The organism is Cupriavidus sp. GW822-FHT02D05, assembly GCF_058802485.1.
Window position 1 is genome coordinate 127,199 of sequence record NZ_JBXAOE010000016.1, and the last position, 15,286, is coordinate 142,484.

Consider the following 15,286-nt stretch of genomic DNA (forward strand, 5'->3'; position numbering starts at 1 on the left):
GACGGGAACGGGCCAAACACGCCCCGGCTCGACAAAGCGTACCCGTTTCTGCGTAGCTGAACCGGGACGCAATGGCCATGGAATCAGCCCTGTGCCGCCAGCGCCGAACGCAGCCCACCATGCATGGCCGGCCCGGCAGCCACGATCCCCTGGCACCCCCAGGTAAACGGCTTGCCATCCAGCGCGGTCACCACACCACCCGCCTCGGTTACCAGCAACGCGCCTGGCAACCAGTCGTAGTAGTCCTGCCCGCACTCCCAGTAGCCATCTAACGCGCCACCGGCAACCAGCGCCAGCAACAACGATGTGGGACCGTATACGCGCTGCCCAAACACCTGCGGCAACAAACGGCCAAAGCGATCCAGAAAGGCCGCGGTATCGCTACGCACCTGCCCTGGCCAGTTGGGATGCGCCGTGGAGATCAGCGCCGAGGCCGGATCTCCACGCGCATTGGCCCGCAATGGCGCCCCGTCGCAATCAGCGCCCTGGCCGGCCACCGCCCGATACGTCCGCCCGGTGGCCGGGTCATGCACCAGCGCCAGTGCAGGCACCCCCTCTACCACCAGGCACAGCGCAATGGTCCAGCCCGGCATGCCGCTCAAGTAGTGCAGGACACCATCGATGGGGTCGCAAACCCAGTAAGCGTCGGCATGCTCCGGTGCCTGCTGCTCGCCGCTCTCCAGTTCCTGGTCGGAGAACGGGATCTGCGGCCAGCGCTCCAGCAAGGCCCTTTTCAGCGCCGAGCCGACGGCGCCGCTGTGCTGGTCGAACGCCGCCCGCAGGGCCTGGAAGTCAGCGGGGGCGCTGCGTGGCTGCTGCGTGCGCAGCCGCCGGCCTTGCTGGGCAAGCAAGGTGCTCAGGCTATCGAGCACAGCCACCACGGGCTGGCCGAGACGTTCGGAAAGGGGCTGAGTGTTGATGTTGGTGTTGACGTTGGCATTCACGATGCATCGCTCCTGGCTGGGTTGGAGCAGCCAGTCTAGGCAGTTGCCGCGTTGCCATCTAACGATAGAATGCCAACTTATATTCGAGACGGGCCAAACCGATGTCGCTACGAGAAATCCGGCCGATCGCGCATGAAGCCGCCCGGGAACAGGTGCCGCATGCGCATGCCGAGGGCCAGCTGTTCACCGTGAAGTCCGGCGTGGTCAGCATCGAGGCCGGTGGCGGGCGCTGGCTGATGCCAACCGGCTGCATCGGCTGGGTGCCGCCGTATACATCGCACGGTGCGCGCATCCATGGCGCGATGACCGGAATGAGCCTGTATTTCAACGAGGCATGGAGCCGCGCCGCCATGCCGGAAACCCTCAAAGTGGTACGCCTGTCGCCGCTGCTGGCCGCGCTGCTCGACACGCTGGCGCAAGCCGAGCCGCCGTCCGGGCCGGTGCGCGAGCACTACCTGGCGGTCTTTGCCGATGACTTCATCCGCCAGCCGGCGCAAACACTGTTCCTGCCCATGCCCCAGGAGCCGCGCCTGCTGCGCATGGCCACCGCCTTGCTGGCCAGCCCGGACGACAACACCGGCCTGGATGGTTGGGCGGCGCGCATCGGCATGGCCCGCCGCACGCTCACCCGCCACTTTCAGGCCGACACCGGCTGGAGTCTGGCGCAATGGCGCCAGCAGTTGCGCATGCTGGCGGCCATGGAGCGGCTGGTGGCAGGCGAAAGCGTCACTACGGTCGCGCTCGGCCTGGGCTACGCCAGCGTCAGCAGCTTCATTGCCCTGTTCCGCCGTTACACCGGCACCACGCCGCGTGCCTACCTGGCACTGGGCAAGGACTAAGGTACGACAGGCACGGAAGGCCTCTCGCGGGTGCAGCAAGCGCCAACCCACCCGCTCTTGTATGCTACGGCTATTGCCGCCGAAGAAGCCTGACCGCGCCATGAGCCACAAATCCCGCAGCCTCCTGCAGTCGATCTTCAGTCACCCGCTCAGCAACAACATCCACTGGCGCGAGGTGGAGTCGCTGCTGCAACAACTCGGCGCGAAGGTCGAGCCGATCCAGGGCGCCCGCTTCAGGGTGGTGCTCAACGAGTATGAGTTCTACCTTCATCACCCGCACCATGGCAATGTCTGCGCCAAGCAGGAGATCAAGCACCTGCGCGATTGCCTGGTCGCCGCCGGCGTCAGCCCTCCCGACGGCGACGACAAGCCGAAGTGACCCGGCGCTTGACCGGGCAGGCCCCGCGGCGAACCCCGGCACGGCCATCCTCTTCGGCCGCCAAGGCCAACCATTGCCCCAGCCCATCCATTCCTACGGATTTCCATGACCAATCTTTCCGCCTTCCTCGTTACCAATAAGTGGCCCGCCTTGCGCCCGGAGCGAATCCAGCTCTATTCGCTGCCCACGCCCAATGGCGTCAAGGTCTCGATCATGCTCGAGGAAACCGGCCTGCCGTACGAACCGCACCTGGTGCGCTTCGACACCAATGACCAGTACACGCCGGAATTCCTCTCGATCAGCCCCAACAACAAGATTCCCGCCATCCTCGACCCGAACGGCCCCGGCGACCAGCCGCTGGCCCTGTTCGAATCCGGCGCGATCCTGCTCTATCTCGCCGACAAGAGCGGCAAGTTCATCCCGCAAGATCCCGCCGGCCGCTACGAGACCATCCAGTGGCTGATGTTCCAGATGGGGGGCATCGGGCCGATGTTCGGGCAACTGGGATTCTTCAACAAGTTCGCCGGCAAGGAATACGAGGACAAGCGCCCGCGCGACCGCTATGTCGCGGAAGCCAAGCGCCTGCTGGCCGTGCTCAACGGACGCCTCGCGGACCGCGCCTGGATCATGGGCGACACCTACACCATTGCCGACATCGCGACCTTCCCCTGGGTGCGCAACCTGATCGGGTTCTACGAGGCCGGCGAGTTGGTCGGCATCCAGGACTTCCCCCACGTCACGCGCGCGCTCGAAGCCTTCCTGGTGCGTCCCGCGGTGGCAAAGGGCCTGGATATCCCGAAGCGCGTCTAAACCAACCCGGAGCCACACCAGTGCCGCTGATTCAGCTTGACGACCTTGCCGCCGCGCTGCCCAGCGCATGGAAGTCCACAGTCTTGGGCCAGGTCGGCCCCGCCCGCATCAAGGTTCTGCGCATGGATGAACAAGCGTATGAAGCGGAGACGCACGACTACAACGAAGGCCTGCTCGTGGTGAGCGGACGGCTCATGTTGCAAGTGCAAGGCGAAGCCGGCACGGTTGTCGTCGAGCCCGGGCAAATGTACCTCGCCCTTGCCGGCATCCCCCATGCCGTGCTGCCCGGCAGCCACGGCACGCTGGTGATCGTCGACATCTGAGCGAGCCTGTGCGCCCCGGCGGATGATGCCGCGCCGGTGGCCAAGGGGCGGGCACCCACGCGGCGCCCGCCCGATTGCAGCTGCCGTCAGACTCAGCCAGCCATCTCCACCACCGCCGCGGCTGGTGCCGCGGCATAGTGATCGAGCTGCATGGCAAAGCTGGCGCGGCCCGAGGTCAGCGCGCGCAGGCTGCCGATGTAGCCGAACAGGCTGGCCAGCGGCACATGCGCCTCCACCACCGTGGTGTTGCCGCCACCGCGTTGCGATTGCCCGCGCACCATGCCCCGGCGCCGGTGGATATCGCCGATGACGTCGCCCACATGATCGGCGGGCGTCACCACTTCCATGCACATCACCGGCTCCAGCACTACGGGCGCAGCCTGCCGCGCGGCTTCGCGGAAAGCGGACGCGGCCGCGGTCTCGAAGGCCAGGGCCGAGGAGTCGCGCTCGTGATAACTGCCGTCCAGCAAGATGGCCTGGACATCCACCACCGGGTAGCCCGCGAGCACGCCCTGCGCGGCCGCGCGCCGGATGCCGGCCTCCACCGCCGGCACGAACTCGCGCGGCACCGCGCCACCGCTGATGCGGCTCTCGAACCGGACGCCCTCGCCACGCGCCAGCGGCTCGAAGCGCAGCACCACTTCCGCGTACTGTCCCGGGCCACCGCTTTGCTTGCGATGCAGGTAGCGCGCGTCGGCGGCGCGGGTCAGCGTTTCGCGATACGCCACCTGCGGGCGGCCTACCGTGACCTCCACATGAAAGCGCGTGCGCAGCTTCTCCAGCGTGACCTCCAGCTGCAGCTCGCCCATGCCGGACAGCAACGTCTGCCCGCTCTCCGGATCCTGGCGCAGGCGCAGGCTCGGATCTTCCTGCAGCAGCACTTGCAGGCCGCGCGACAAGCCGGCCTGGTCGGACTGGCTCTTCGGCTCGATGGCCACGTCGATCACCGGCTCGGGCGCGTCGATCGTCTCCAGCACCATGGGGTGCGCGGGATCCGTCAGCGTGTCGCCGGTGATGGTGGCCTTGAGGCCCGCTATCGCCACAATATCGCCGGCCACGGCGACCCGCAGTTCCTGCTTGCGGTCCGCGTGCATCTCGTACAGCCTTGCCACCCGCTCGCGCTTGCCATTGCCCGCGTTGAGCACGATGTCGCCGGCAGCGAGCCGTCCGCGATACACGCGCACGAACGTCAGCGTGCCGTGCGCGTCGTGCACGACCTTGAAGGCGAGCGCCACCAGCGGCTGGTCCGCGTGCGCGCTCACTGCATGACGGCCCGCTTCGCCAGGTGCAGGCAGGTACGCTGTCACGGCATCGAGCAAAGGCTCCACGCCCTTGTTCTTGAAGGCGGAACCCGCCAGCACGGGCACCACGGCGCCGCTGATGGTCGCGCGCCGGATGGCTGCGCGCAAGGCGTCACTGGCTGGCTCGCGGCCCGCCAGGTAGTCTTCCAGCAAGGTATCGTCCTGCTCGGCCAGCGTTTCCAGCAAACGCTGGCGCCAAGCCGCGGCCTGCTCCGCCAGCGCCTGCGGCACGGCATCGGTCACGTAGCCCGTGCCGCCTTGCCATAGCAGGGCCTGCATGGTGACGAGATCGACCACGCCGTGGAAATCGCCTTCGCGGCCGATCGGCAACTGCAGCACGAGCGGCACCACGCCGAGGCGTTCCTCGATCATGGCGACCACGCGCAGGAAATCCGCACCGGTGCGATCCAGCTTGTTGATGAAGGCCAGGCGCGGCACGCGGTAGTGGTCCGCCAGGCGCCAGTTGGTCTCCGTCTGCGGCTCCACGCCGGCCACGCCGTCGAACACCACCACGGCGCCGTCGAGCACGCGCAGCGAGCGGTTCACCTCGATGTTGAAATCGATGTGGCCCGGGGTATCGATCAGGTTGATCTGGTGTCCGCGCCAGAACACGGTGGTGGCCGCGCTGTTGATGGTGATGCCGCGCGCCTGCTCCTGTGGATCGAAATCCATGGTGGCGGCGCCGTCATGCACCTCGCCCAGCCGGTGGCTGGCACCGGTGTAGAACAGGATGCGTTCCGACGTGGTGGTCTTGCCCGCGTCCACGTGGGCAATGATGCCGATGTTCCTGAGATTCCTGCTTTCCTTCCTGCTTTCGTTTCTGCTTTCCATGATGGGCTGCCTGAATGCAAACACCCTGGCGGGTGCGTGCCTGCCAGGGTGCTTGTGGTCCCTGGGAGGCGATCTACGAGGCCTCCCGGACTGCATGTGCAGCCAGGAGGCTATGGGATCGCTTGCGAGGCGGCGCCAGCATGCCGCATGCGGCACGCAATGGTCTCGGTGACTACGCCAGACGACGCCGTTACCGCACCAAGGGACGAGCGCAAGCCCCCGTTCCCTTGGCCGGTTTGAATCGTGGCAATCAACTTGTCGTAGGTACGCATGGCGTGTCAGATGGTGGCGAAACAAAAAAACAAAACCCCGGCGGGCCTGCGGGCCGTCCGGGGTTGGCGATGATCGGTTTCGTCGTTCCCGGAACTGGCCTTGCAGCCTTCCGGGCGGGACGCTCGGAAGACTAGACGTGAATAGCCAGCAGCACGCGTTCACCGTGAGGTGCCGCGGCAAACGCTGCGATGGCGGGGCGTTGCGCTGCTTGCTTCATGTCGTTTGAACTCCAGAGAATGCGGCGGAGTCTAGCACTTGTGGAGAAAACGTGCAGCGGCTCATACTGGCGCCAAGCACGCACCAACCGCGCACCAACCGTGCGCCCCTCCCCAAAGTGCACTAGGCTAAAAAAGGCACCCACGCAGGAGATCCCCATGCCAAGTCACCCAGTCCTGGAACGGGTCACCGCCCGCATCGTCGCGCGCAGCGCCGCCACCCGCCAGACCTACATGGATCGCACCCGCGCCATGGCGGGACAGAAGGTGGAGCGCGCGCAGCTCTCGTGTACCAACCTGGCGCACGCCGTGGCGGCCATGCCTGAGCAGGCCAAGATCCGCCTGAAAGCGCAGGAGCGCCCCAACCTCGCCATCGTCTCCTCCTACAACGACATGCTGTCGGCGCACCAGCCCCTGGCGGAGTATCCACAATGGCTCAAGGAAGCCGCGCTGGAGGCGGGCGGCACCGCGCAATTCGCCGGCGGCACGCCCGCCATGTGCGATGGCGTGACGCAGGGCCAGGACGGCATGGATCTCTCGCTGTTCTCGCGTGACGTGATCGCGCTATCCACCGCGGTGGCGCTGTCGCACCAGATGTTCGACGGCGCGCTGTACCTCGGCGTGTGCGACAAGATCGTGCCGGGGCTGGTGATGGGCGCGCTGTCGTTCGGCCACCTGCCCGCCATCTTCGTGCCAGGCGGCCCCATGACCACCGGCATCGGCAACGAGGAAAAGGCGCGCGTGCGCCAGCGCTATGCCGAGGGCAAGCTCAGCCGCGCGGAGTTGCTGGAGGCAGAGAGCCAGTCGTATCACGGCCCGGGCACCTGCACCTTCTACGGCACCGCCAACTCCAACCAGATGCTGATGGAGATCATGGGCCTGCACCTGCCCGGCACTGCCTTCGTCAATCCCAACACGCCGCTGCGTGAAGCCCTCACGCGCGAATCCGCGCGTCAGGCGCTACGCCTTGTGCATGGCGGCGATCGCTATACGCCGGTGGCGGACGTGCTCGACGAGCGCGCCTTCGTCAATGGCATCGTCGGCCTGCTGGCCACTGGCGGCTCCACCAACCATACGTTGCACCTGGTGGCAATGGCGCGCACTGCGGGCATCGTGCTGGGCTGGGACGATTTTGCCGAGCTATCGGAAGTGGTACCGCTGCTGGCGCGCGTGTATCCGAACGGCAGCGCGGATGTGAACCAGTTCCAGGCCGCCGGCGGACTCGGGCTGGTGATTCGCGGCTTGCTGCAGCTTGGCCTGCTGCACGACAACGTGACCACCGTGGTCGGCAAGGGCCTGGCCGACTACACGCGCGAGCCGGTGCTGCGCGATGGCCAGCTCACCTGGATCGACGGGCCCGAAGCGCCGCTGGACGACACCATCGTGCGCGCCGCCGGCCAGCCATTCGCGCCGGAAGGCGGCATCAAGCTGCTCGACGGCAATATCGGCCGCGCCGTGCTGAAGATCTCGGCGGTCAAGCCCGAGCACCACATCGTGCAAGCCCCGGCAATGGTGTTCCACACGCAAGACGCGCTGATCGAAGCGTTCAAGCGCGGCGAGCTGGAGCGTGACTTTATCGCGGTGCTGCCATGGCAAGGGCCAGCCGCCTGCGGCATGCCGGAACTGCACAAGCTCACACCCACGCTGACCGTGCTGCAAGACCGCGGCTTCCACGTGGCGCTGGTGACGGACGGACGCATGTCCGGCGCGTCGGGCAAGGTGCCTGCCGCCATCCATGTGTGCCCCGAGGCATTGAGTGGTGGCGGCATCGCCCGTGTGCGCGATGGCGACCCCATGCGCGTGGACGCGCATGCGGGCGTGCTCACGGTGCTGGTGCCCGAAGCGCAATGGGCCGCGCGCTCGGTGACGCCGCCCGACCTCTCAGCCAACCGGCACGGCGTGGGACGCGACCTGTTCGCCAATTTCCGGCGTCATGTGAGCACGGCGGAGGCGGGGGCCTGCTCGCTGTTTGCCGAGGAAGGCTGACGGGAGGTAGCTTGTGCGCGGCTTAGAAGCCATGGCTGATGCCGGCACCGAACCCGGTGCCGCCAGCTGCGTAGCGACTGTGGCGATACGACACCGCGCCATACAGCGTGGTGCGCTTCGATAGCGCATAGTCCACGCCGCTGGTGACGTAGTCGGTCCCGCCCGCCGTGCCATAGCCCTGGAAATCGCGCGCGCCCGAGAGCTTCAGCGTATAGGCGCCCACGCGCCAGTTCACGCCAAGCGTGGCGGCGCTGCGCCTGGCGCTGGCGTCGCCGAGGAAGGCTTGGCTCGCGGCGCTTAGACGGGTCTGGCTGTACGAGGCCATCAGCCGCACCTTGGTGAACGCGTAGGCCAGCCCCGCGAACCACGTGTTGTCATCAGCCGAATTGCGCTCCGCCGTCAGCATGGCCGACCAGGGCCCGGCATCGTAGTTGAGCGAGGCCGCCAGCGGCCGCGTGCGGTCCCGGTTGCCGGCGGCGTCCGGCGTTTCGTTCTTCTCCACGCCGGCGGATACGTGCACGTGCATCCCGCCCCATTTCGGCGAGTCGTAGAACACGCCGTTGTTCAGGCGCGAGTATTCGCCCGCGGGGCCATTGTGATACGGATCGGTGCGATAGGACGGGTGGTACACGTACCACGCCACGGAACTCACGCGATTGAAATTGTCCCAGCTGTCGTACTGCCAGTCGTATTGCCACATCGGCGTCAGCGCACGGCCAACGCGCAGATCGCCGTAGGGCGACTGGATGCCAATAGTGGATTCGCCCTGGAAATACGGCGTGGCGCCGCTGGCTTCGAGCCGGCCATTGCCCATGTCGAAGCGCGTTTGCAGGTTCAGGGTGGCGGCCCAGCCGGGGGCCAGGGTCTCGCTGCCGCGCAGGCCGATGAAGCTGCGCTGCATGGTGCCGAGCTGAATGGGCTGGCCGGGCGCGGGGCGGAAGATGCCGACGTCGGCAAACCCATACAGCGTGAGGCCGCCCTGCGCATGCGCCGCCGGCGCGGCGGGAGCAAGCACGGCGGCGCAGGCCAGCGCAGGCAGGCACCGCGCGAGGCTTGCGCGCGGCGCACAGAGCGAGACGCCTTTGTTTGCGGGAGAGACTTTGCGCAAGCTGAATGGCTTCCGGGCGATGGGGTTCAGTTCGAGCTTGTGTGCAGACAGCAAATCCAATTCCAGAGATTGAAGGCATGCCGTGTTCCGCCGCGTGGCGCAACGAAACGCGGATGCCGGTGAAGAACCCAAAGGGACGAGAGAAATGGATTGGCCAATGGCGGCGCAAGCGCTCGCCACCAGACAGGATCGCCGCCGGGGTGCTTGCGCACTGCGGCGGCGGGAGCTGAAGAGGTTGGTTCGTCAGCTCAGGCGATGCGAGGGACTTGGCGCGACGGGCGCGGCCGCTTGCGCGTCCTCGGACACGCGCCACTCCTGCACCGGCACGGCGATGGCGCAACCGGCAGCTTCGAGGACCAGCTTGATGCGGTGGTAGAAAGCGAAGCGCACGTTCCAGTAATCCCCGGCGGCAACCCAGCAACGCACGTTGAGCGTCACGCCCTGCGCAGCGTAGTTGATCACCATGGCCTCGGAGGCCGGGTCCGCCAGGATGCGCGCCTCAGCCGCAAGCATGGCGCGCAGCGCATCGAGTGCGGCCTGGATGTCGGCGCCAAAGGTGATGGTGACTTCGATATCGAGCCGGCGGGTGGGATTCTCGCTGTAGTTGGTGATGGCGCTGCCCCAGATCTTGCCGTTGGGCACGCGCAGGCAAACCCCGTCGAAGGTGGTCAGCTCGGTCATGAACAAACCCGTCTCGCGCACCGTGCCGGCCACGCCCTGCGCATCGATGTACTGGCCCACGCGAAACGGCCGCAGCAGGACCAGCATGATGCCCGCGGCAATGTTCTGCAGCGTGCCCTGCAACGCCAGTCCGATGGCCAGGCCGGCGGCGCCGAGCATGGCGATGATGCTGGCGGTCTGCACGCCAAATTGCGACAGCACCAGCACCACCGTGATCACGCGCACGATCCACTGCGTGACGCTGGCCAGCATCGGGCGCAAGGTGGCGTCCACGCGCGGGCGGTCAAACGCGCGCAGCACCGCGGCGCGGGCGCGCCCGGAGAGCCACCAGCCCAGGATCAGGATCAGCATGGCGGCGATGCAGTTCAGGCCTTGCTGCACCACCAGTTGCAGCAGGTACGCCCAGGCTGCTTCCAGCTTGTGGGGCTCGATGAAGTTCAGGTTCATGGATTCGACTCCGGCGATCAGTGTGGAAAAGCTGGACATGCGCGGCTCAGGATGCATCGTCGTTGCGGCGGCGGTGCGCCGGTCCTCCGGCGTCCGGCAGCGGCGTTTCGCTGCACGCAAGCTGGCCCGGATCGAGCTGGTGCGAGAAGCCGGCCACCGAGCCGATGCGGCGCTGGCGGTCCTCCGGGAAGGTCGGCCCGCTCTGAATATAGACGGTGAGCCATTCCGCAAGGGGCGCCGGCACGGACATGCGTGTGCGCTCGTAGCCATGCGAGGCGTCGGCGCCAAAACAGAGCAACGCGGTACGCACATCGTGCTCGGCACTCACCGCCGCGCCTGCGTCGGAATGATAGAAGCGGAACACGTCCCGATGGCTGGGAATGCCGTGCTTGTCGCACAGGCGCGGCAAGCACAGCGGCAACTCCGCCTTGTTGTCGAGATGGCGCGAGACGATAAGGCCGTTGTCGACGATCTCGGGGTTGGCATCGAAGGCGACGAAATCGCCCACCTGTATGCCGATTTTGCGCGGCGCCTGCGGCGTGGTCTTGAGGTAAAGCGGGTCGATCTTCAGTGTCTGCATGCGGGCGGATTCATGGTTCGGTTCGAAGAATTTCAGGAAGAGGTTGGTACGCTATTGGTCGCGAAGAGGTTGGTACGCACGAGCGTGGCATCACGTGGCATCAGGCCGTGAACGGGAACAGCAGGTCAACAAAGCGCTCGGCAGTCGGCTGCGGTCGAAGAAGCCGCGCCGGTGAGTGATGACGGCGCCGCCAGCATCCGTGTTCGCGGCCAGCGGCGAGTACCAGTGGTGGCCGCCCACGGTTTCGAAGCCGAAGGCGTAGGTGCGCAGGTCGGGCGTACCCGTTTCTGCGAGCAATCCGGTGATCAGGCTGGAGTCCGTGCCGCCCGACAACAGCACGCTCATCGGCACCTCCGCCACGGTGCGGCGATGGCCGAACACGCGCGCGCCCAAGCCGAACAGGCCCTCTGCGTCGGGGCCACGCCTGGCCTGATCGCGGTTCATATCGGCAACGGCGTGCAGGTCGGCCATGACCCGATCAAAGCGTAGTTCTCCAGCAATGCCGCACATGTTTGTGTCACTCTCCTGTCACTGGCGGTGTCCGGCCTGCCAGAGCCGGCGATGGCCTGACTTGATGTCACACGATTGCCGGCATTTGATTGAAATTGACGATACTTTCAGGACAAATGACAGGGGAATTGGTTTCCCCCGGGTGCGCGGGAACAGCTGGGCGAATCGGCGCCAGCCCTGCGTGGGCAAGGGCTGGCCCCGAATGAAAAAATTTCGCCCGAGTAGGCTTGGGAGTACTTTCTATGAGGGGAGAATCGTGCGGCACCCCTGCGTGGGAGCACGCAGAATTGGGTACGCTTTGGTGCGCAGGAAGAACGGGTGCCGCACCCGGCCGGTGCTCGGACCGGCCGGTTTGGACCTTATTTCAGGCCGTGACGGGGTGATCATGCAAGCGGTCGCGCGCGGCTAGCGAGGGGAACAGGCGCATCCATACCGCCACCACCACCAGCGTGCCGATGCCGCCAAGCAGCACCGCGCCAACCGGCCCGAACAGCGCGGCCGTCACGCCGGACTCGAACTCGCCAAGCTGGTTGGACGCGCCGATGAAGACCGAATTGACCGCGCCCACGCGCCCGCGCATATCGTCGGGTGTATCGAGCTGGACCAGCGTGGAGCGCACCACCACGCTGATCATGTCGGAGGCGCCAAGCATGACCAGCGCCGCCATCGACAGCGGCAGCCAGTGCGAGATGCCGAACACCATCGTCGCCACACCGAAAACGGCCACTGCGCCGAACATCACGCGGCCCACGCGGCGATTCATCGGATGGTGGGCGAGCCACAGCGCGGTCGCCAGCGCGCCGATGGCGGGCGACGAGCGCAGCAGGCCCAGGCCCCAGGGGCCGGTATGCAGGATGTCGCGCGCGTAGATGGGCAGCAACGCGGTGGCGCCGCCCAGCAGCACGGCAAAGAGATCCAGCGAAATCGCGCCAAGCAGCACAGGCCGGCCGCGGATATACGAAAACCCCGCAAACAGCGTAGCGATGCTGACCGGCGTGGTCAGCCGCTGCGCGGCCTGGCGCAGCTTGAGCGCGGTGACCAGGCAAGCGGCCACGGCGAACAGCGTGGCGCTGATGGCGTAGACGACGCCCGGGCCGGCCACGTAGGCGAAACCGCCCAGGGCGGGGCCGATGATGATGGCGGTCTGCGTGGCGGAGCTGGACAGCGCCACCGCGCGCGGAAACATGCGTGGCGTGACCACGCTGGGCAGCAGCGCCTGCAACGTCGGCGTCTCGAAGGCGCGGGTGGCGCCGATCAGGGCCACGAACACGAAGATGTGATCGCGCGTGATCCAGCCCGACAAGCTCGCCACCGCCATCGACACCGCGATCAGCGCTTCCAGCGTCTGGCAGGTGCGCACGATCAGGCGCCGGTCGAAGCGGTCGGCCACATGGCCGGACATCAGTAGCAGCATCACCGAAGGCAGGAACTGCACCAGCCCCACCATGCCAAGCATGAACGGGTCGCGGGTGAGATCGTAGATCTGCCAGCCTACCGCCACAGTAAAGATCTGGTAGCCGATGGTGGTGCATAGGCGAGCAAACCAGAACAGCCGAAATGAAGGGTCGCGAAAGACTGAGTCCGGCTCGGGGGCCGGAACGGAAGCAGGGGTCGACATGGATGGCGGTGATGACAGGACGGGCGGCGGGGCAAAGCTGGCACGAATTCTATCCGAGCCGCGGCGTGCATGCAGGCGCATGCATCACGTTCCACCCCGTTCCATGTATCAACAATGATGCATTGTCGCAACAGGCAAGACATACACAGTGGAATCGATAATGATTCGCATTTATAATGCGAGCCCTCGATGCGGCGGACGCACGGATCCCCGCCAGCGCTTCCCAGGAATTCCATTTTGCAGCCCACCTTCAAGCTCTCCAGCGCCGCCATCGGCGCTGCCCTGCTTTGCCTGACCCTGTGCGTGCATGCGGCCGGCCCGCAGCCCGCGGCCGCGCCGGCAACCGCCCCTGACGCGCCAACCCCAGGTGCTTTCAGCGCCGAAAGCACCCTTAACGCCGTCACGGTGGTCGGCAACTGGCTGGAGAGCCCGAACGAGGCCAAGGTGCTGGAGCACCCCGGCGCGCGGACCATCGTCGACCGCGAGACCATGGTGGAAAGTGGCGCGAGCAATGTGCGCGATGTGCTGCGCCGGGTACCTGGCGTGCAGGTCCAGGACAGCAACGGCACCGGTGGCAGCGACATTTCGCTGAACGTGGGCGTGCGCGGGCTGGCCTCGCGCCTGTCGCCGCGCTCCACCATCCTGCTCGATGGCGTGCCGCTGGCCGTTGCGCCCTATGGCCAGCCGCAGTTGTCGATGGCCCCGGTGTCACTGGGCAACCTGGAAGCGGTGGACGTGGTGCGCGGCGCGGGCTCGGTGCGCTATGGCCCGCAGAACGTGGGTGGGATCATCAACTTCGTCACGCGGCCGATCCCCAAGACCTTCGCGGCAAGCGCCTCGGTGGAGTCCGACATCTACAGCCATGGCGGCGGCGTGAAGACCATTCCGAGTGCTTTCATCGGCGGCACCAACGAGCAGGGGCTGGGCGGCGCGCTGCTGTACTCGGGCGTGCACGGCAACGGCTACCGGGCCAGCAACGACCACGTCAACATCGACGACCTGATACTCAAGGGCGCCTACCGCATCACGCCGGCGGACGAGCTCACCGGCAGCCTGCACTACTACGATGCCACCGCCGGCATGCCCGGCGGCCTGACCTCGGCGCAGTACGCGGCCGACCCATTCCAGTCGGTGCGCCCCTTCGACAACTTCAGCGGACGCCGCAAGGACATCACGCTCAAGTACGCGCACAACGACAACAACCGCAAGTTCGAGGTGCTGACCTACTACACCGAGAGCTTCCGCGGCAGCAATATCGAAAGCGAATCCGGCAACCAGCGTCGCCTGGTCTCGTACCCGCGCAACTACCACACCTTCGCCGTCGAGCCGCGCTACTCGCAGCTGTTCCGGGGCGAGAACGTGAGCCACGAAGTGGGCGTGGGCTATCGCTTCCTGCGCGAGGCCAGCGACGAGCAAGCCTCGCGCACGGCCTTCTATCGGCCAGGCACCGGCTTTGACGCACCCAACGCGCCGTCCACGCTGTACCAGTCACGCACCGGCGGCACCACCGCCAATGCGGTGTACATCGACGACACGATCAACGTGGGCAACTGGACCATCACCCCGGGCCTGCGCTACGAAATGATCCGCTCCTACGTCACGGACAACCTCACCAGGCTGCGCAACGACGTGAAGTCCGAGGAGCCGCTGCCCTCGCTGGCGGTGATGTACCACGTGACCGACCAGTGGAAGCTGTTCGCCAACGCTGGCGTGTCCTTTGGCCCGCTGCAGTATTTCCAGATCGCGCAGACCACCAACGGGCTGACCCCGGAAAAGGCCAAGACCTATGAGATCGGCACGCACTTCGACAACGTCAATGGCTGGGGCGGCGAACTGACCCTGTTCAACATCGACTTCGATGACGAACTGCAACTGCGCGGCGGCACCAGCGGCAGCCCGGACGCCTGGACCAACCTTGGCGCGACCACGCACCGCGGGGTCGAATCCTCGTTGCGCTACGACTTCGCCAAGCTGACGCCGACGCTCGCCGGACTCTCGGCTTACGCTACCTACACCTTCACCGACGCCACCTATAACCAGGGCAACTTCGCCGGGCGCGACCTGCCGTTCTATTCGCGCCACGTCGCCACGCTAGGCATGCGCTACCTGCGCAACCGCTGGATGCTGAACGTGGATGCCTTCGCGCAATCGAAGCAGCGCTCGCCGGGCGACCCGGCAGTCGCCAATGCGCAATACCAGACCGCGGAAAGCGCCAACGGCGCGCTGGGCGATATCCCCGGCTATGCACTGATGAACCTGCGCCTGGGCTACGACTTCGGCAAGGCGGCGCAAAACCTGAAGATCGCGGTGGGCGTGAAGAACCTGTTCGACCGCCGCTACTTCACCCGCTCCACCGACAACAACGCGGGCAAGTACGTGGGCATGCCGCGCACGTTCTACGTCCAGGCCTCGCTGGCCTACTAGGGCACTAAGGCTGCTAA

13 protein-coding genes are annotated in these 15,286 nt (G+C 66.4%); 6 read left to right on the top strand and 7 right to left on the bottom strand.

The window, feature by feature from the left end; translation table 11 throughout:
- Positions 1-83: 83 nt before the first annotated feature.
- The gene (locus AC1RQK_RS21865) at positions 84-944 is read right to left on the bottom strand and encodes an inositol monophosphatase family protein (protein WP_492811107.1); all 861 of its coding nucleotides are present in this window, start codon (positions 942-944) and stop codon (positions 84-86) included.
- A 101-nt stretch (positions 945-1,045) separates the two neighbouring features.
- Between AC1RQK_RS21865 and AC1RQK_RS21870 the strand changes: the two genes are divergently transcribed.
- From AC1RQK_RS21870 to AC1RQK_RS21885, 4 genes are all read left to right on the top strand, one after another.
- On the top strand, positions 1,046-1,783 hold the full coding sequence (locus AC1RQK_RS21870) for a helix-turn-helix domain-containing protein (RefSeq protein ID WP_492371927.1): 738 nt from the start codon (positions 1,046-1,048) through the stop codon (positions 1,781-1,783).
- A gap of 100 nt (positions 1,784-1,883) precedes the next feature.
- Entirely contained in the window at positions 1,884-2,162 is a 279-nt protein-coding gene (locus tag AC1RQK_RS21875; protein WP_174425730.1) for a type II toxin-antitoxin system HicA family toxin, read from the top strand.
- A 105-nt stretch (positions 2,163-2,267) separates the two neighbouring features.
- Positions 2,268-2,972 (top strand): glutathione S-transferase N-terminal domain-containing protein, encoded by a 705-nt coding sequence (locus AC1RQK_RS21880; RefSeq protein ID WP_492811110.1) that lies wholly within the window; start codon positions 2,268-2,270, stop codon positions 2,970-2,972.
- Between the two features lie 20 nt (positions 2,973-2,992).
- On the top strand, positions 2,993-3,295 hold the full coding sequence (locus tag AC1RQK_RS21885; protein WP_492371926.1) for a cupin domain-containing protein: 303 nt from the start codon (positions 2,993-2,995) through the stop codon (positions 3,293-3,295).
- Positions 3,296-3,387: 92 nt separating this feature from the next.
- On the opposite strand, the gene fusA is transcribed toward AC1RQK_RS21885, so the two are convergent.
- Complete coding sequence (fusA, locus tag AC1RQK_RS21890) at positions 3,388-5,427, bottom strand: elongation factor G (RefSeq protein ID WP_492811112.1); 2,040 nt, start codon at positions 5,425-5,427, stop codon at positions 3,388-3,390.
- 647 nt (positions 5,428-6,074) lie between these two features.
- On the opposite strand from fusA, the gene edd reads away from it, so the two are divergent.
- Positions 6,075-7,901 carry a phosphogluconate dehydratase gene (gene edd / locus AC1RQK_RS21895; protein ID WP_492811114.1) on the top strand — a complete coding sequence of 609 codons (1,827 nt, stop codon included), beginning with the start codon at positions 6,075-6,077 and terminating at the stop codon, positions 7,899-7,901.
- A gap of 22 nt (positions 7,902-7,923) precedes the next feature.
- On the opposite strand, the gene AC1RQK_RS21900 is transcribed toward edd, so the two are convergent.
- From AC1RQK_RS21900 to AC1RQK_RS21920, 5 genes are all read right to left on the bottom strand, one after another.
- Positions 7,924-9,063, bottom strand: coding sequence for a porin (locus AC1RQK_RS21900; RefSeq protein ID WP_492371923.1), 1,140 nt, complete (start codon positions 9,061-9,063; stop codon positions 7,924-7,926).
- A 189-nt stretch (positions 9,064-9,252) separates the two neighbouring features.
- A complete protein-coding gene (locus AC1RQK_RS21905) occupies positions 9,253-10,137 on the bottom strand; it encodes a mechanosensitive ion channel family protein (protein ID WP_492371956.1) in 885 nt (294 codons plus the stop codon).
- Positions 10,138-10,183: 46 nt separating this feature from the next.
- Positions 10,184-10,717, bottom strand: a complete 534-nt coding sequence (locus tag AC1RQK_RS21910) for a hypothetical protein (protein ID WP_492811116.1) — start codon at positions 10,715-10,717, stop codon at positions 10,184-10,186.
- Positions 10,718-10,807: 90 nt separating this feature from the next.
- Positions 10,808-11,188, bottom strand: a complete 381-nt coding sequence (locus tag AC1RQK_RS21915) for an asparagine synthase-related protein (protein WP_492371921.1) — start codon at positions 11,186-11,188, stop codon at positions 10,808-10,810.
- A gap of 403 nt (positions 11,189-11,591) precedes the next feature.
- On the bottom strand, positions 11,592-12,845 hold the full coding sequence (locus tag AC1RQK_RS21920) for an MFS transporter (protein ID WP_492371920.1): 1,254 nt from the start codon (positions 12,843-12,845) through the stop codon (positions 11,592-11,594).
- 237 nt (positions 12,846-13,082) lie between these two features.
- Between AC1RQK_RS21920 and AC1RQK_RS21925 the strand changes: the two genes are divergently transcribed.
- Complete coding sequence (locus AC1RQK_RS21925) at positions 13,083-15,269, top strand: TonB-dependent receptor family protein (RefSeq protein ID WP_492371919.1); 2,187 nt, start codon at positions 13,083-13,085, stop codon at positions 15,267-15,269.
- Positions 15,270-15,286 lie beyond the last annotated feature (17 nt).